The 18,233-nt window shown below is 38.4% G+C and carries 12 protein-coding genes, 1 tRNA gene and 2 pseudogenes; 8 read left to right on the forward strand and 7 right to left on the reverse strand.

Annotated features, from left to right (window positions below; genetic code table 11):
• Nucleotides 1–26: 26 nt before the first annotated feature.
• The 3 genes from mtfA (at nucleotide 27) to C2U43_RS16055 (ending at nucleotide 2,454) form a co-directional block, all read left to right on the forward strand.
• Nucleotides 27–791, forward strand: coding sequence for a DgsA anti-repressor MtfA (gene mtfA / locus C2U43_RS16045; protein WP_048235118.1), 765 nt, complete (start codon nucleotides 27–29; stop codon nucleotides 789–791).
• Between the two features lie 132 nt (nucleotides 792–923).
• A tRNA-Asn gene (locus tag C2U43_RS16050) sits at nucleotides 924–999 on the forward strand.
• A gap of 180 nt (nucleotides 1,000–1,179) precedes the next feature.
• On the forward strand, nucleotides 1,180–2,454 hold the full coding sequence (locus tag C2U43_RS16055; RefSeq protein ID WP_032104532.1) for a tyrosine-type recombinase/integrase: 1,275 nt from the start codon (nucleotides 1,180–1,182) through the stop codon (nucleotides 2,452–2,454).
• Between the two features lie 46 nt (nucleotides 2,455–2,500).
• Here C2U43_RS16055 and C2U43_RS16060 read toward each other — a convergent pair whose 3' ends face one another.
• Nucleotides 2,501–3,889, reverse strand: coding sequence for a hypothetical protein (locus C2U43_RS16060; RefSeq protein ID WP_045338628.1), 1,389 nt, complete (start codon nucleotides 3,887–3,889; stop codon nucleotides 2,501–2,503).
• Between the two features lie 194 nt (nucleotides 3,890–4,083).
• On the opposite strand from C2U43_RS16060, the pseudogene C2U43_RS16065 reads away from it, so the two are divergent.
• Both C2U43_RS16065 and C2U43_RS16070 read left to right on the forward strand, forming a co-directional pair.
• Nucleotides 4,084–6,140: pseudogene (locus tag C2U43_RS16065) on the forward strand (site-specific DNA-methyltransferase).
• A 9-nt stretch (nucleotides 6,141–6,149) separates the two neighbouring features.
• Nucleotides 6,150–9,110: a type III restriction-modification system endonuclease gene (locus tag C2U43_RS16070; RefSeq protein WP_103245487.1), complete on the forward strand. Its 2,961-nt coding sequence runs from the start codon at nucleotides 6,150–6,152 to the stop codon at nucleotides 9,108–9,110.
• A gap of 157 nt (nucleotides 9,111–9,267) precedes the next feature.
• Here the strand turns inward: C2U43_RS16070 and pilV are convergent.
• From pilV to C2U43_RS29825, 5 genes and pseudogenes are all read right to left on the reverse strand, one after another.
• Nucleotides 9,268–10,658, reverse strand: a pseudogene (gene pilV / locus C2U43_RS16075) (shufflon system plasmid conjugative transfer pilus tip adhesin PilV).
• 149 nt (nucleotides 10,659–10,807) lie between these two features.
• Nucleotides 10,808–11,377, reverse strand: a complete 570-nt coding sequence (locus C2U43_RS16080; RefSeq protein WP_085445032.1) for a type 4 pilus major pilin — start codon at nucleotides 11,375–11,377, stop codon at nucleotides 10,808–10,810.
• A 336-nt stretch (nucleotides 11,378–11,713) separates the two neighbouring features.
• Nucleotides 11,714–12,037 carry a conjugal transfer protein TraD gene (locus tag C2U43_RS16085; protein WP_001280265.1) on the reverse strand — a complete coding sequence of 108 codons (324 nt, stop codon included), beginning with the start codon at nucleotides 12,035–12,037 and terminating at the stop codon, nucleotides 11,714–11,716.
• A gap of 83 nt (nucleotides 12,038–12,120) precedes the next feature.
• The gene (locus C2U43_RS16090; RefSeq protein ID WP_024262687.1) at nucleotides 12,121–12,636 is read right to left on the reverse strand and encodes a hypothetical protein; all 516 of its coding nucleotides are present in this window, start codon (nucleotides 12,634–12,636) and stop codon (nucleotides 12,121–12,123) included.
• A 26-nt stretch (nucleotides 12,637–12,662) separates the two neighbouring features.
• Nucleotides 12,663–13,214 carry a hypothetical protein gene (locus C2U43_RS29825; RefSeq protein WP_233899543.1) on the reverse strand — a complete coding sequence of 184 codons (552 nt, stop codon included), beginning with the start codon at nucleotides 13,212–13,214 and terminating at the stop codon, nucleotides 12,663–12,665.
• A 205-nt stretch (nucleotides 13,215–13,419) separates the two neighbouring features.
• On the opposite strand from C2U43_RS29825, the gene C2U43_RS29410 reads away from it, so the two are divergent.
• Nucleotides 13,420–13,593, forward strand: a complete 174-nt coding sequence (locus C2U43_RS29410; protein WP_158654545.1) for a hypothetical protein — start codon at nucleotides 13,420–13,422, stop codon at nucleotides 13,591–13,593.
• 608 nt (nucleotides 13,594–14,201) lie between these two features.
• Here the strand turns inward: C2U43_RS29410 and C2U43_RS16100 are convergent.
• Complete coding sequence (locus C2U43_RS16100; protein ID WP_001515496.1) at nucleotides 14,202–14,534, reverse strand: hypothetical protein; 333 nt, start codon at nucleotides 14,532–14,534, stop codon at nucleotides 14,202–14,204.
• Nucleotides 14,535–14,890: 356 nt separating this feature from the next.
• Between C2U43_RS16100 and C2U43_RS16110 the strand changes: the two genes are divergently transcribed.
• Together C2U43_RS16110 and mobQ are read left to right on the forward strand one after the other, a co-directional pair.
• Complete coding sequence (locus C2U43_RS16110) at nucleotides 14,891–15,892, forward strand: competence protein CoiA family protein (RefSeq protein ID WP_089614576.1); 1,002 nt, start codon at nucleotides 14,891–14,893, stop codon at nucleotides 15,890–15,892.
• Between the two features lie 734 nt (nucleotides 15,893–16,626).
• Nucleotides 16,627–18,108, forward strand: a complete 1,482-nt coding sequence (gene mobQ, locus C2U43_RS16115) for a MobQ family relaxase (RefSeq protein WP_000974114.1) — start codon at nucleotides 16,627–16,629, stop codon at nucleotides 18,106–18,108.
• Nucleotides 18,109–18,233: the final 125 nt, after the last annotated feature.

Consider the following 18,233-nt stretch of genomic DNA (forward strand, 5'->3'; position numbering starts at 1 on the left):
CAAGTGACGAGTTTGCGAGCAAAACGATGATTAAGTGGCCCTGGAAAGAGCAAGAAACAACCCGGAGTGACGACTGGCCGTGGGACGACGCCCTGGCTATTCCTCTTCTGGTGAATCTCACCGAGCAAGAACAAGCCAGGCTTATCGCCCTGGCCGAGCGCTTTTTACAGCAAAAAAGATTGGTAGCGCTTCAGGGGTTTGAACTTGATCCACTAAAAAGTTCGCGCATTGCGCTGCTTTTCTGTTTGCCTGTTCTGGAATTGGGGATCGAGTGGCTCGACGGGTTTCATGAAGTTCTCATCTACCCTGCCCCGTTTGTCGTGGACGATGAATGGGAAGACGATATTGGGCTGGTACATAATCAACGTGTTGTACAGTCCGGGCAGAGCTGGCAGCAAGGTCCGATAATCCTCAACTGGCTCGACATTCAGGATTCTTTTGATGCCTCCGGCTTCAACCTGATCATCCATGAAGTGGCACATAAGCTTGATATGCGTAATGGCGACCGCGCCAGCGGTATTCCGGCGATCCCTCTGCGAGATATTGCCAGTTGGGAGCACGACCTGCATGCCGCAATGAATAACATTCAGGATGAAATTGATCTGGTCGGTGAAACCGCGTGCAGTATAGATGCCTACGCAGCGACCGATCCTGCCGAATGCTTTGCCGTTCTATCGGAGTATTTCTTCAGTGCCCCTGAATTATTTGCACCACGTTTTCCGGCATTATGGCAACGTTTCATTCAGTTTTACCGCCAGAACCCCATGGAGCGGTTACGCGATACCCGCTAAGGTGGCCATTGTCGCTCACCAAATGTGCATTAACGCTGAATTTGAAGATTAATTAACCAATTGAAATGACGCGCTAATTTTACTGTTGACACCTCATGGTGAGGTCAGTAATATGCGCCTCGTTCACACGATTCCTCTGTAGTTCAGTCGGTAGAACGGCGGACTGTTAATCCGTATGTCACTGGTTCGAGTCCAGTCAGAGGAGCCATTTTCAAGAAAGCAGACGTTCACTAACGTCTGCTTTCTGCATTTCTATCAATTGGTTATCCCCTCTCAGTCGTTCACCCTCGTTCATTAAAAACCACTCGAAGCCATATCATTTTGATGGTAAAAATGCTGGTAATGCTGGTTCGATTTCCCTTTTACCAACAAATGAGGGGGTGTTTTCATGTCACTGACTGATATTAAAGCAAAAAATGCAAAACCCCTTGAGAAGGAATACAAGCTTACTGATGGCTTTGGTATGTTCCTTCGTGTTACCCCTAAAGGTTCGAAATACTGGCAAATGGCTTACCGCTTCGAAGGGAAACAAAAACTCTTCTCTATTGGTGTTTACCCTGCAGTTTCTCTTTCTGACGCAAGACAACGCCGTGACGAGGCCAGAAGGCTTCTGGCTCAGGGTATTGACCCTAATGCAAAGAAACAGGCAGAGGTTAAAGAGCTTAAAGCCAAACGTGATAATACACGCTCCTTCAGAACAGTAGCCAAAGCGTGGTTCTCCACGAAAACAAAATGGTCTGATGATTATGGTGATGCCGTATGGAAGCGCCTTGAAACTTATGTCTTCCCGGTAATCGGTGACAAAGATGTTGCCGAACTGGATACGGGTGATCTGCTGGTTCCGGTGAAAAAAGTTGAGGCTCTTGGTTATCTTGAAGTTGCCATGCGCATTCAACAATACATTACGGCAATCCTGCGTCATGCCGTCCAGCAAAAGCTGATACGCCATAACCCAGCCTATGATATGGAAGGTGCAGTTCAGAAACCACAAACTGAACACCGCCCTGCACTTGAGCTGGAAGAAATACCCCAGCTACTGAACAAAATTGCCGAATACAAAGGCCGCAGGTTAACCATACTGGCAATACAGCTCAATCTGATGATTTTCATTCGTTCCAGTGAGTTGCGTTTCGCTCGCTGGTCAGAAATTGATTTCAAAAGTAAGTTATGGGTGATACCCGAACAGCGTGAAGCAATTGAAAACGTCAAACATTCGACTCGTGGGGCTAAAATGAAGCGTAAGCACTTCGTTCCCCTTTGTAAGCAGGCCATGAAGATACTCAAAGAGATCCGACAACTGACTTATGAAGAAGGTCAAGATGATGGGTTAATCTTTACTGGCTGTTATGACTCGTTTAAACCCATGAGTGAAAACACCATCAACAAAGCCCTGCGTAATATGGGATATAACACGAAGCAGGACATCTGTGGACACGGTTTCCGCACTCTGGCCTGTAGTGCCTTAATTGAGTCCGGGCTATGGTCAGAAGACGCTGTAGAGCTTCAAATGAGCCATAAGGAAAGCAACAGCGTCCGTGCTGCTTATACCCACAAGGCAAAACATCTTGATCAGCGTCGTCTGATGTTGCAGTGGTGGGCTGATTTCCTTGATGCTAACAGCAACGATATGGTCAGGCCGTTTGAGTTTGCTTCAAATAAATAAAGGGAAAGGCCGTTCGCGGCCTTTCAACTTCATGCTTAATTACAGTCTATGCTGAATATGATACTGAATCTTTCTCTATCGCTAAACCAGCGATTTTTTCCAGCATTATTTCCCAGAGTGCGTATTTTCTTTTGTGCTCAATAAACAGAGATTTTAAATACTCTTCTGTTGAAGGGATTTTTTCAGTCCATGTAATATCTTTACTGTAATCAATGCTTTTTTTCATATCAGATGCCGCATAGCTGTAGTATTTACTCTGAGAACGGCTGATACTGTCCTCTGCCAGCACTCTACGGAGCAGAGTTGCAGAACATGCATAGCCATGCCTGTAAAGCTCACTCGATAAGGTACGAACAAAAGAACTGCGTAATAAAGACATCATCTCTGCGATTTCATTTTCACTCGCATTCATGACTTCAGAATCAAGTTTTCCATAACTATCTGTCCCGGACAAGAAAAGAATAACAAACGGAAAGCCTTTTTTCTTTGCTATGCCAGAGAACAAATCCAGTGAGTCATTATTTTTCTCTACCCGATTATAGATATTATAAAAAATAACATCACACCTGTTCTTAAATCCGTCTATACAAATTGTTTTTGCCTGCTGAATCTCGCCTTCTTCAATCAACGCCAGAGCCAACACCTCAGTCCATTTATCACGAAGCCCTGCCTGATCAACTGATTTATCTTCTTTGATTTTATTGAGAACCTGAATGGCTTCCTCAGTACACAGTTCATCAACCAGCAACTCAGCAAACTTAATGATGTATTCTGGCTGGTTCAGTTTTCTTTTCTCAAAGCATTGCCTGATGAAATCAACATCCCTGATATACAGACTTAACTCAACAGCACCATTGACATCACCTGTCTTAAGAAGACTTTCCCTTAAAACACGAATAACATTGTATCCCAGTTCTTTTTTATACTTATCAAAAATATCAAAGTTAAAATACACATCACCTTTAAGTACGGAAATTATTTTATCCGCAATAACATCAATGCTTTTGTCTTTTTGTAGGGACAGGGATTTTAACCATATTTCGACAGCACCATTATAATAGTCCATCCATGATCCATCTGATGTATCAGCAATTTCGCTGACTTTATCAAATGAGAGCAGTAAATCATGGCAAAACGCCTCGGTTTTTTCAGGCAGCGTTGATACCGTCTTTTCAAGTGGAAATATGACATTCCTGTATAGCCCCTCAAAAAAAATCGCTGCTTCATAATAATCATAAAAGCGTTTTGTTTTAATTACCCTTTTGTATTCAGCCTCAGCCTTTTTCAGTGATTCTTCTGGAGTTAACAGATATTTATTAATAAGAAAGGATTTTGCCTGACCATTATCCTCTGCAATATCACAAATTATTTGCATGAGTTGATCGGCAGGTATTTCTTTGAGTAAAGCAAGTTGTTTCTTGTTCAGTTTAGCCATCATCACATCCTGATAATGTTTGGTAGACGCAGAAAAGCTAATTGTACTAACACGAGGACAGAACATTCAATAAAAGCATTAACATAATGATTTAAAAAGAAATCTGTAGCACGCTGTTCATTGATGAAATGCACTATTTACCGTAAAATATCCCCCATCACACAGTAACCTGATACAGATACGTGGAATGGTCAATGAACAAACTTTCGCCTGAAATGCCCGAACTGCAATCAATGAATATCACTGCTGATAACATCACCAAGCTTAAATCATTGTTTCCTGAAGCTTTTAATGAAGGCAGTGTTGATTTTGAGGTTTTAAAGCAGCTTTTGGGTGAGAATGTAGACGACAAAGAAGAACGCTATGGCCTGAACTGGCATGGTAAGCGTCAGGCTCGTCAGCTTGCGCTTACCCCTTCTCGTGGCACCTTACGCCCATGTAAAGATGAAAGTGTTGATTGGGATAACACCAAAAATCTCATGATCGAAGGTGATAACCTTGAAGTGTTAAAACTTCTTCAAAAAAGTTATGCCGGAAAAGTTAAGCTTATTTATATCGATCCTCCTTACAACACCGGGAAAGATTTTGTTTATTCTGATAACTTCCAAGATAACATGAAAAATTATCTTGAAATGACAGGACAAACAGAAGATGGGGTACGAATCACCACAAACGCAGAAACCAGTGGGCGTTATCACACAGACTGGTTGAATATGATCTACCCACGTTTAAAAGTCGCTCACAACTTACTCATCAAAGATGGTGTAATATTTATATCCATAGATGATTCAGAGTTATACAACTTGAAGGAAGTATGTGATGAAATATTTGGAAGTGAAAATTTCATTGCAACATTAATTTGGGAAAAAGGACGTAAAAATGATGCTAAACTTATTTCCGTAGGGCATGAATACATACTAACTTATGCCAAAAACAAATCATATCTACTTGAAAAAGAAGTAAGATGGCGCGAAGCTAAACCCGGAGCACAAGAAATTCTTGACGAGTACTTAAAGCTTAGAAAAAAATATGGTAACGATAATAAGGCTGTTGAGAGTGGAATCCGTAATTTTTACGAAAGCCTTCCGTCGAACCATCCATCGAAAAACATGTGCGCTATAATAAAGTTGATGACCGCGGGGTGTGGCGTGATGACAATATGTCTTGGCCCGGCGGTGATGGTCCGAAGTATGATCTAATCCATCCTAAAACAGGGTTACCTTGTGCTATCCCTGAAGGTGGTTGGCGTTATAGTACACTCGATAAAATGCTTGAAATGATAAAACTCGGAAAAGTTGTTTTTCGTGATGATCATTCTGAACCTCCGATCAGAAAAACTTATCTTGTAGAAGTTGATGAACTACTAGAAGATGATGAAAATGACTCTGATGAGCAAAACGATGATTTGCCTATTCAGGTAGCTGGAAGCTACTTCTATCGAAGTGCATTGCAAGCAACCAAGGAACTAAGTTCTTTATTTGGAAGTAAGGTTTTTAATAACCCAAAAGATAAAGAAACACTTATTAGATGGTTTTCGTATGTCAATGTAAAATCAGACGACATAATTCTAGATTTTTTTGCGGGTTCTGGAAGTACAGGACATGCTGTATATGATTTGAATGTTAAAGAAGATAAGAATATTCGTTTCATTCTCGTTCAATTACCAGAGACTATTGACCCTAAATCAAAAGGTGTAAAACCAGCTATTGCATTTTTAAATGGTCTTAATAAACCAACAAAGATAAGTGAAATAACCAAAGAGCGCCTACGCCGTGCAGGTAAAAAGGTTAGTGAAGATAATCCAGAATGGAATGGTGATGTCGGTTTTCGTGTGTTTAAACTTGATACATCTAATATTCGTCCGTGGGAAGCCTCCGCCGAAACACTTTCACAACAGCTTGATGCTTATGTAAGCCCAATCCTTGAAGGTCGTAGTGAAGAAGACTTGCTGACTGAACTGATGCTTAAGCGTGGTATTGACCTGAGCGTAAACGTTGAAACCCGGCAATTTGATGGGTTGACCGTTTCTTGTGTTGACGGTGGCAAATTGTTTACCTGCTTTACCAGTCAAATCCCTGCATCTTCAGTCGAAGAACTGACCAAGGGGATCCTTGACTGGCATAAAAGCTTGAAGGCTGGCAAAGATACGGTCTGCTATTTCCTTGATGACGCATTTGAAAATAACGTTGCTAAAACAAATCTTTGCGCCATTCTGGAACAACATGGCCTGACAAACTTGCACAGCCTGTAAGGGAATGAGATGAAACTACATTTTGAATCAGACCTTACCTATCAGCAAAACGCCATAACTTCGGTCTGTGATTTGTTTGTGGGACAGGAGAAGTGGGAGAGCGAAATGACTGTGCTGGCACCAGCTCAGGGCGTTCTCTCATTTGAAGGTTCAACGGGTTCAATGCCTGTTAACCCACAAATACCCGAAGATGATGTTCTGCTGAAAAACCTGAACAATGTTCAGTTAAAAAACCAGCTTCCACCTTCACCTGTGCTCGACAGCCATGATTTTACTGTCGAAATGGAAACAGGGACAGGTAAAACGTATGTTTATCTTCGCACCATGCTGGAGCTGAATAAACGCTATGGCATGAGTAAATTTATTATTGTTGTTCCTTCAGTTGCTATCAAGGAAGGCGTTTATAAAACACTACAAATAACTGAAGAACATTTTAAAAGCCTTTATGCGGGAACTCCGTACGAATACTACCTGTATGATTCAGCAAAACCTGCGGATGTGCGAAATTTTGCAACCAGCTCTGTTATGCAGATCATGGTAATGACTGTGGGTGCGATTAACAAAAAAGATGTTAACAAGCTCTATCAGTCCAGTGAAAAAACAACTGTGGACGATCTGGATAAGCCCATTGATTTAATCCGTGCTACACGTCCAATTATCATTGTCGATGAACCGCAAAGTGTTGATGGTGGCTTGAACGGTGCGGGTAAAACCGCACTTGATGCTATGCACCCCATGTTCACCTTACGCTATTCAGCAACACATGTTCATAAACATCATATGGTGTACCGCCTTGATGCCATTGATGCTTACAATCAGAAACTGGTGAAACAAATCGAAGTTGCCGGGCTTGAAGTCCAGAATGCAAGCAATAGCCCCTATGTAAAACTGGTCAGTATTAACAGTAAGAAGAATAGCATTAGCGCGACTGTTATTGTTGATATAGCCGATAAAAAAGGGAATGTAACTCGTTCTGAAATTACCGTGCATGACGGTATGACACTTGATGACGAAACGGGGCGTGATATTTATCAGGGATACAGGATAAGTGAGATCCGCACGGGCAAAGAAGGCTATCTGACACTGGAGACGCCTTCTAATACCTACTATATGCAAGTGGGTGATGTCGTGGGTGATATTGACCCGATGCTCATCCAGCGTCATATGATTAGGCGTACAATTCGTGAACATCTTGATAAAGAACTTCGCCTGAATTCCCAGCAAATCAAGGTTCTCACCCTGTTCTTCATTGATAAGGTTGATTTCTATCGCCAGACTAATGAAGAAGGACTTCGTGAACCGGGTGAATATGCTCGTATCTTTGAAGAAGAATATCTAAAAGCGATCAAAAGCCCCGCATATAAAGATTTGCTCCCTTCTCATCCAGAACATGCTAAAGACGTTCATGATGGTTATTTCTCCATTGATAAAAAAGGTGGATGGGCTGAAACAACCGAAAGCAATAATGCAGGCCGCGAAAATGCGGAACGCGGTTATAACCTCATCATGAAAAATAAAGAGAAGCTTTTGAGTTTCTCGAATCCAGTGAGGTTTATTTTTTCACACTCTGCTTTGAAAGAAGGCTGGGATAACCCCAATGTATTCCAGATCTGTAGCCTTCGAGAGATGGGAAGTGAACGAGAACGTCGTCAAACATTAGGGCGTGGTCTTCGCCTGTGTGTTAACCAAGAGGGTGAACGTGTTCGTGATGACAGCATTAACATTCTGACTGTAATTGCCAGTGAAAATTATGAAGCCTATGCTGAACGACTACAGAGTGAAATTGAGAACGAAACAGGCATCCGTTTTGGTATCATCGAAAAAGATGCGTTTGCACATCTGATCGCCTCTGATTACCCGCAAGGTGTAGGTATCGCAGGTTCACATGAGATTTGGGCTGAACTCCAGACTGAAGGTTATCTGGAAAAGTCGGGAAAAATAACTAAAGCACTGAAAGAAGCCCTTTTCAAAAACACTTTTGCTGTTGGCGAGAAGTACGCCTTACTACAGGAACAAATTGAAACTATCCTACGTAAATCAGCAGGGCGACTCAATATAAACAATGCTGATGAGCGTAAAACAATCAAATACCGGAAAGAAGTCTTAAACAGCCCGGAATTCGAAGCGTTATGGCAGCGCATTTGTCAAAAAACGCTGTACCGTCTGGCATTTGATGAAGATGAATTGATTAAATCCTGTACGAAATCACTTTCTGAAATGCAGCCTGTAGCGAAAGCAATGGTCAGTTTCAGCAAAGCAACAATCAAACAAAGTCAGTCAGGTCTTGATGTTAAGGCGAAGACTAATGGTACGACAAGCTCTGTTATTGATGTTGCAGAGCAGCCACTACCAGATATTCTTGGTGTTCTACAGGAAAAAACCGGACTGACAAGACGCAGTTTATGCACCATCCTGAAAGAGAGTGGAAGACTCGCTGATTTTGCTAAAAATCCACAGCAGTTTATCAGTGAAGCTATAGGCCGAATCAACTACTGCAAACGCCTGTCAATTGTTGATGGTATTAAATATTATCCACTAAAAGGCGAGGTGTATGCGCAAAGTCTCTTTATGGATAAAGAGCTAACAGGATATGCCCGTAATCTTTTTGAAACCTCGTCTAAGTCAGTTTACGAATACGTTCCTAAAGATTCTGAAGTCGAAAGCCGTTTCGCTCAGGAACTCGAAGAACAGGATGAAGTTAAGCTTTATGTGAAGCTGCCGGGATGGTTTAAAATCCCGACACCATTAGGGACTTATAATCCTGACTGGGCCTTAGTCATTGAGGACAATGGTGAAGACCATATTTACTTTGTTGTTGAGACAAAAAGTAAACACGTTGGTCTTGGTAATGAAGAAGATGCGAAAATAACTTGTGGTAATGCTCATTTTATCTCACTCAAAGATCAGATGAATAATCCTGCTAGATACATGCGCTCTACCAATCTAAATGAGGTTGTGAGCAGCATATAAAAGAAGGGGGCCAAGCGGCCCTTTCTTTTTATTTTTTGAATTAAACCAACTCGATTTCCGTGCCCTTACCCCCAGATAGTGGTGAGTGATTATTTCATGCTCAGGTCGAGACCTGTTATCAAAACTCTTTCAATTATAGTAAGTAAGAGTTAATCTCTTAATTTACAATTCTTATTGCAAAACATCTAACATTGTCCACTGAACAATTATTCCCGTCCTCAGTACAAGCATCAGACCCACTTGCGACCCAACCTTGTGCTGCCATTCCATTACTATTAATGTTGGATTGACAAATATCTCCATAATTACTACCACTAGAAACTAAAAATTGAGTTCTCTCAATTCTTGCAGAACTACTTTTCCACACACCATTAACACAAGATAAAATAGCCCCTTCTGGCGTTCTTCCCTGTAATCCATTAGGTGAACACGTAGCCCCAACCGTAGCCTGACCATTAAGCTGTATAAATTCTCCCACCGTAGCGCGTCCGGTGGATTCTAATGTAGCACCTTTGACATTTTCAGTGGCAGTTATATTACCACTTGCTGTAAGATCCCCCCTGAACTAATCGCACCATTTACCCTAAAAACTACCGTTGATTTTCTATCAGCGACTGGAACTTTAGGAGAATGTATCGTTAATCGTTTTGGAGACTGGAGATTTATTTCATAATCATCGCCAATTGCATCGCCACCCATTCCAATAACGTCACCATAACCATTTTTAGCATAAACCCAATTTCCTGCTGAAATATTACCTCCAGCATCAATTTTTCCAGTAGCTTTAATGTTTCTTGCTTGTAGGTCGCCTGTCGTCGTAATGTTGCCAGTGGCATTGAGCGCATCGACATTGTTGATATTATGCCCATCTAAGTTTAAATCGCCAGTCATTGGCAATGTTCCATCACGTCTTAAATATACAGAATATAACGCACTATTAAAACCAACTCTAAATGCTAACTGTCCAGTGGATGTGATATTATTAAAATTAGCAGACGTTTCTGTCCATTGACCGCTATAACCGTAAGCAATAGATGTTGTTTTAGTCATACCGCTATCTATACCAGCGGTTTGCATGGCATTCCCTAATAAATCATAACGTGTTTTACCGCCTTCAATCCATGCCGTCGATGTCGTTATAAGACCATTAATAACAAAGTTAGGTGAAGTTCCATCTCGTTTTAATATGATTTTATACGAGGATTTATTAGCATTAGTGCCTGTGTAGGTTGAAGGTAGCAAACCTTCGTTAATCAATGTCTGGTAAGTAATTTCACATACTGAACCTGAACAGGTTCTTGGACCCGGATCGGTTCCTGTTCCGGCAGCATTGGATAAGGTTGACAACTTATCATAACGGATATTTATATAGCCATTGACTGCTTCACCGATCTGTTTCATTTGTTGACCGACAGCAGAAGCCAATATACTCTCCTGTTCATTTTTCATATCCTGAAACTTCATAAAAGCCACCATCGTCCCAACACCTAAAACAAGAGTTAATTCTAGTAAAGAGAATCCTTTTTTAATTTTCATTTTCATCGCCATTTTTATATTCACGTATAAATCAATTATCAAATAACAAACAAAAATCAAGATGGAAGAAGAACTATATATAGAAGAATAAAAACCAATAGATGATTAAAAAGGCCCCTTTAAATAAGGAGCCAAAAAAATAATTTATTAAAACATTGTTGTTAAATAGAAGTGAAGATCAATGTATTATCATTTCCACCATTTTGACACTGTGTAGCCGTTCCTGCGACATCCAGCACACCGCCAGCAGGTTTAACATTACCGACCGTGCCTACTCCTGCCGTATAGAAATTGCCTGCCGCTGCTGTAATAATTTTTGTACATTCTGCTGCAGGGACATTCTTATATGTTATGGTGAATGATGACCCTTGCGCTGATGAAGGACCTGTATTTGCTGATTCAACGACAACGTCACCCTTAAAGGCATTAATAGGTGTTGCTGAAGAACCAGAACCACTTAACATGTTATCTGGGAATATTTTCGCCTGAACAGCAACAGTATTTGTCAATCCGGTAAAACTGGATGCTGAAGTATAAAGCGCCTTAACACCCGCTTGGATTGTTGCTATGTTATTACTTTCAGCCTGTGCACGTTGAGAAGCTTGTACTTTTGGATAAACGATAAAAGCAGCTACTACTAATGCTGCGATAATACCAAGAACAAGTAATAGTTCTAAAAGTGAGAAACCTTTTTTACTTTTTCTTTTTTTAATTAACACTGTATTTTTCATTTCTTTTATATCTCCATTGTTTAATAAAATGATATAAAGAAAATAATAAATTTAAAAATAAACGCAACCACTTAAACAATATTATATACAAAGTAGCCGATAAGCGGATTACTTAACAGAAAATAAAAAGACCGCGAGTGAACACGGCCTCTTTATCGGGAGGATACCCCCATGACTTTATTAAATACCACCACAGCTTACAAGATTTGAATATGGAGTTATTCATCTGTGATGATAAAAATAAAATACAATTAATATAAAATAATGTCAAATTTAATTCAATGAAAGTTGAATACATATAACATTTTATATTTATACAATGACTTCTATATTCCATTAAGTTTTTCGGCCTTTCATACTAGCCAGAAATAACATTCCGCTTCTTTTAAATCTTTCTTTATCATCTGGATGTAGGTGAGGTATCTCTAGTAGCATACCTAAAACAAGATCCTTATCTACCGTAAAAATATCACAATCAAGAACCTTGGCAACTTCCGCACCTAAAATTATTTTCTGGCGTGTTTCTATCTGTTTAGACTCTTTCTTAGACTTATGTTGTAAACGATTTAAACGCATCTGAGCAGATGCTAATTGCTGTTCCAGTGTCTTTTTGATTCGTGGTTTCTTTCTGGTTTGTTCTTTATCTGAAATATCACTCATTTTCTATCCTCCTATAGTTCCATGATACATATATATTTCTTATATATATGTTAGTCAATGAGGATATTTGAAAAATTGGATTATTATTTCTTTTTATACGATGGGAACTTTTCTTTTAAAATGTTAAAGCAGTTGATAACATTTTCATGCTCTACTGAAAAATGATCTACACTCCTTTTCAGAAGATCATTGGCAATATCAACGATAAATTGACTTTGTTCACTATGATTATAGACAGTAAATACATCAGCTATCCAGTGGTAGCAGCAAAGCGTCAACAAGATACAATAGTCCTGATACTCTTTAATGCCTGATAAAAAAGTATATCCGTTATAATCTACTTGCCTTGTTCTTCTATAGTATTGTCTAAGCGTGGGTTTCATTATTATTAAATTGTTTTTAACTATATCATAGTGAATGTCATCCTGAACGTAGCCGTTTTTAAGAAAGAAGTTATTGCTATGAACATATAAAGCATAGGCAATTGTTTCAGTAGAGATTCCATATTTCTCGCATAGAGCCGTTGAGACAACAGGATTGTTTTCTATATGTCTTATAAACTCACTTTCCTTCAAGTTTTTTGTTTTGGTTTTCTTCATATATTTCTCACCATTATTATATCCGATTAACGACGGAAGGTTTCTGGTCTTTTCCACTCAAACACTTCAGAATGTTTTTCTTTAGGTCTTACACTTTTAATCTGATTGGCTTTACGCTGAGAACGAATTTGCTCACGCGCCACACCCAACACTTTTCTTCGTTCTTCATCAGTCAACCTCGACTCTTTTACTTTCGTGGCTTCTGATACTGCATCATTTAAAAAATTTCTTTCTGAGAATGAAACTTTTCTCAATCGACCATAGTTGTCTATATTTCTAACTCTTGGTTTTCTTTCTTTTTTTACTTTAATATCATCAGAAACATCCACTTCACTTACTATTTTTTGTTCTGGTACAACATTGTCTTTATTGTTTTTAATCCTATTTGCTTCTCTTAGAGCACGAACAATATCACGAGACTTGAACATAACTTCACGTCTTTCTTTTGGCTTTAATTTTTTACCTTTTGCTATTGTTGCCTCATTCAGCATATTATCAAAAATTGATTTTTCATATTCAGTAAGGATTTTTATCCATCCTTTTCTTTGCTTCGTCTTTTTCTCAATTTTATTTTCCACTTTTTTATCCTTTTTATTTATATTTATTACTTAATACAATTAAAAACCAAAAAACTCAAATTGATCCATGCACTATATTTAGTTTATAAGCCTACTTACCTTTCGTTAGTGCCTTGATGAAATGGCACCTACCTACTGATATTTTTAAAATTATTTTTGTACTAGTAGTACTAGAATTTTATTAGATTAGGTTCTGGGGTTTTAGATGGCGACTTTCAGTCGTAGTAGTTTTCCGTCAGGAAAACTTAGTTTTTCTTGGAGCATTCCCCCCCCTCCCCCCGCGCGAAAAATGGAAATCGCTAAAGAAGATAGAGAAAAGAAAAAGAATGCTCATTGCGCTTTGATTACTCAAAAAGTATTCAAACCGTTTCCAGTCTGATACTCCCCCCCACGACCCGCGCAAACCTTACCATGATCCTTTAAGCACTTCTCGTTTTACTAAAGAAGCTATAATGCTTTATAAATTTTAGGTAAGGCGATTCAGGCTGACAACATCGCTCCCGGTTAACCGTTGTCGCAATAACTATAAGATTCACCATCACTTGAGGGACCTTCGTATTCTTATACCTGATACAGCAGGTTTTAATGTTATTGCTTTCGAGAACTAAAATGTTTTTGGAAATGGTATTTGAAAGGCTTGTAAAAAAGTTGCGATTTAGATTTGACAAATATGAAAAGATTATTTAATACTTTATTATATTTGTAATCACGTTGTCTCTTAACTGATTACAAGGCTTCAAAAGTCGGCAAAACTTTTTTAGTCCTTAAAAAGTCAACTTTGATAAGTTGGCTTTTTTTGTATCTTTATTTTATTTACAACACAATATTTTACTTGTCAAATAAAACAACCTAACTTTATTAAAAAATAAAAAAGACCAGATAAACATATAGTCTTTTTCTCTCTGTTATATTTCACCATACTACTTTAAAACGTTCTGTATGCGATTTTAAGAGGATATTTTTATAGCTTTAGTATTTATATCATTTTTATTCATGTGCTTCCCATAAATGATCTACGCTTGAAATATACTCATCCACCGATTTATTATAAACAACATCGTCTCTGCAAATTAGAGACGTTAAAAAATTATCAGCCCTACCTTCCTCAAGGTATACAAACGATATTAAATAGTAGAAACTTCTGTGTTCTTTACCAATATCATCAAATGAAAAACCATTTAACGTTGACATATAATAGAAGTATCTTGCTAAAACTTCAAACTTAAAATCTTTTGACATGTTTTTTAAAAGTCTTTCAGACATTATTAACCCCTCCATGAAATGGACCTGTATTTCATGTGTTTTATTATTTTTATTCATAAGTATCCTTTTCACATGTAATAACCTGACTGAATCCCCGATAAAACTCCATTCAGGAACACCAATCTATCTTCAAGCGTAGTTTTATAATCATCAAGATCATTCAAATCTTCTTCAAAATTGAAACAAACATCATAGTTCACCATTGATCATAACTCTTCTTCGATATCTTCTATTTCATCCTCGATTGTTTTTATATCTACCATTTGAAACCATCCTTATCTGTTTTTAAGGAGTTAATACAACATTAAACACACCACGTCAAAATTAACATTGAAAATAAATCACTGTATTTTTATTTGATTTTTATCATTTAATAAGCAATAAATTAAATCTAGAAATTAAAGAGGTTGTGAATGAAAGAGAAGATCATAAAAATATCATGGGGTAAAACCTTAGATGGGAAAGTTATCAATGTGAATGATGCTATAAGAGATAAAGATTATTATTGCCCGTGCTGTGATGAAAAGTTAACATTGAGAACAGGAAATATAAAAAGAAAACACTTTTCACACAGGAATGATTCTAAATGCGATCCAGAATCTGTCTATCATAAACTGGCTAAGTTTCTTATTTGTTATGCTATTGATGAAAACTCAAAAGGTCTTAAAAAAATAGAAGTTGTTAGTAAATGTCATGGTTGCAAGAAAGATCATAAAAAAATAATAAAGCCTTGTATTTTCTCAAATGCTAAAGAAGAGGTTCCTATCGATAAATATCGTTGCGATATTGTCGCTTACCTGAATAATGGTAATAAAGTAGCAATTGAGATTTTCCATACTCATGAAATAGATGAGAAAAAAAAGGAAAACCTATCAATACCGTGGATTGAGTTAAAATCTGAAACAGTAATTGAAGATCCTTTTTTGTGGATTTGTGATGACTTTAAATTTAAATTAAGTTTTTGTAGTGATTGCATAAAACACTTCAAAAAAATCATTTCTGTATGTGATAAGTACAAAATAGACAGAAAACTCTATACACCATTGAACATACCTAATGATGAGAAATACAATTATATTGCCGACTTAATTACATGTTATCGTTGTAAAGCTATCACGCCAGTATTCTTTCATAATAATGGAACCGAATATGATGCCCCACATACATTAAAATTTATCAAGACACCTAAAGTTCCAAAAGGCTATTTCACTAATACTTGCGCTAAATGTGGTACAATATTAGGCATGAAATATGTATTTGGGGAAGCATCACACATAAATAAACTTCAAGATTTCGAAATTTTTAGAGACATAGAATTAGAGTCCTTATTCTACGAGAAACAACAGTGGTTTGGAAATATAAGTTCTAAGCAAAAAGAGTTAAACCTGATAAGATGTAAATTAATGGAGAATTGAAAAGTTACTGTACTACCACGTTCAGGCAGCACTTTGTGATTATTTACGATAATCACTGGCTGATAACAGGCTCGTCCTGTTATAGATTGGATTTATCCAAAAATGGTGTTTACAAGAATCTGCACAAAAATGCAACACCACCTGCAAGTAATTACACAACACATATGTATGCAAACACTAACCTTAAACGTCTAACACTCATCGCGTTACTTATTTTATCTCATTCATGATTTTAAAATCACTTCTTAATTCCTGACAAGAATTTCACACATTAATCTATTCTAAATTATCTTTTATCATGTTTTTATAAAATTTATCTTTCCCGCCTACGGCGGGAGACTAATTTAACTACTTTTGCCCTTACGGGCGCTATCTAAAACCCAAACATTCAATATTATTACTCTACCTCAACCGTTTATCCGATTCTAGCCCTGTTAATTTCACAGTCTGTAAAACTAGAGTTATTATTTAACTATAGAAAAACTTAAAACATTGTCGTTATTTTTAGCTCCTTTAGGAGATATAAAAATAAAGCAATGCCCACCTATACACTGCTACGCAGTGTGTGGGGTCTACCGACGGTTGCCTGCCGCAGGCTAACACCGTTTCCTTCGGAAACAAGGTCAACGTCAACACCAGAGTTTTTCTTGCGAAAAACTAAAACCAGCATAGTCGCATTGGAGAGTTATATTTTGGTTTGATATTTAAATTTATATTGAGGTTGTTTTTATTGTATGGCTATTTTTCATCTTGATTTTAAAATTGTGAAACGTTCAGAAGGCAGGTCTTCCGTTGCGAAGGCTGCCTATCATGCTCGTACACGTATAACAGATGAAAGAACAGGTGATACGTATGATTACAGTCGCCGTACTGATTTATATGGGCATTTCATATTAGCTCCAGTTAATGCACCGGAACATATCATAAAAGACTCTACAGCATTGTGGAATGAAGTTGAACGGGTCGAGCGTCAGCAAAATGGTCAAACATCTCGTTATTTCGATGTTGCTATTCCCACCGAGTTAAACAATGACGACAAGAAAAAACTTGTCCTTGAGTATTGTCAGAAAAATTTCGTTGATAAAGGCATGATTGCCGATATCGCTTTTCATGATCTTGATAGCGATAACCCACACGCTCACGTTATGTTGACATTAAAAACCATAGGCCCTGAAGGTTTTGGTAAAAAAGAAAGAAGCTGGAATGACAGAAAAATGTCTGTCCTTTGGCGTGAATCATGGGCATCTATGGCTAACAGCTACCTTGCTGCTGCTGGTTCGTCAGAACGTATTGATCATCGTTCCCTTCAGGCCCAGCATGAAGAGGCATTAGAAAAAGCGGCGGTTGCTCTGGATAATGAAGAAAAAGCACTATGGCTTGCTAAAGCCGCAGAAACAAACCGCCCTGCAATGAAACGTATCCACAGTGCCAAATGGCGTAGTAAGGCTGCTCAGGAGCAAAGGGCCGCAGAACAGGCTGTTCGTGATGCAGCTAAACAGGAAGCTGTTGAAGTCTATAAGACATTCAGTGAACTTGACCTTGAAATTGTTCTTGATGTCAGAAGCTTTACGATTACACATCTTGCTGAACCAGAAGAGGTCATTCTTCTCGACTCCCCAAAAGCAGAAAAACAACAACCGGCTCTTGGAGCACCTGAACCATACAGAAGGCCAGTCGTAAAATCTTACCGCGATCCAAACAAATCCAGTAAGGTTGGTATGGCTGAAGAAGAAACTCCTGTTCTAATTGCTCCTGAGCCAAAAAAATCCACTAAACTGAAAATCCCTTATTCTCAACATACCAGAGCGAGTAAACGCGCTCCTGTTAAAAGTAAGAGGAAGCAGGTTAAATCCCATCATCGTGGCATATTTAGGCGTTTAACCACCTATATCGTCGATTTTTTCAAAGAGAAATTTATCTGGGCCAAGAAGGAACCTGTCCCTATTCCCGTTGATGCTGAACACGATAAGTGTATTGCTGAAAACTATGTCTTTGATGAAGTGCTGGGTGTCTATATTCCACGCTCTACACATGAAAGACGAGTCAGATTTAACAGTGATGACTACAGGCCAACACCTGATGAGGTCAGACGTTTTCCACGTCGTCCGGTTAGCCCAAAACAGTCTGATAGGAAACTAGACTATATACCAACACTAGTAGCAGACAGAAAAAAGCCAATACCTAAATTGAAACCACCGGGTTATTATAACGATTAAACATACAAAATGATCAGCAAAACTCAACAATAACACAAATTATAAATTATTTTATTTAGATGAAGGTATTAGTCTGCCCCCATCGAATTCATCTATGTAAGATGAAGGATGACAATCAATGACAT

The organism is Citrobacter freundii complex sp. CFNIH9 (assembly GCF_002903305.1).
Classification (GTDB): Bacteria; Pseudomonadota; Gammaproteobacteria; order Enterobacterales; family Enterobacteriaceae; genus Citrobacter; species Citrobacter portucalensis.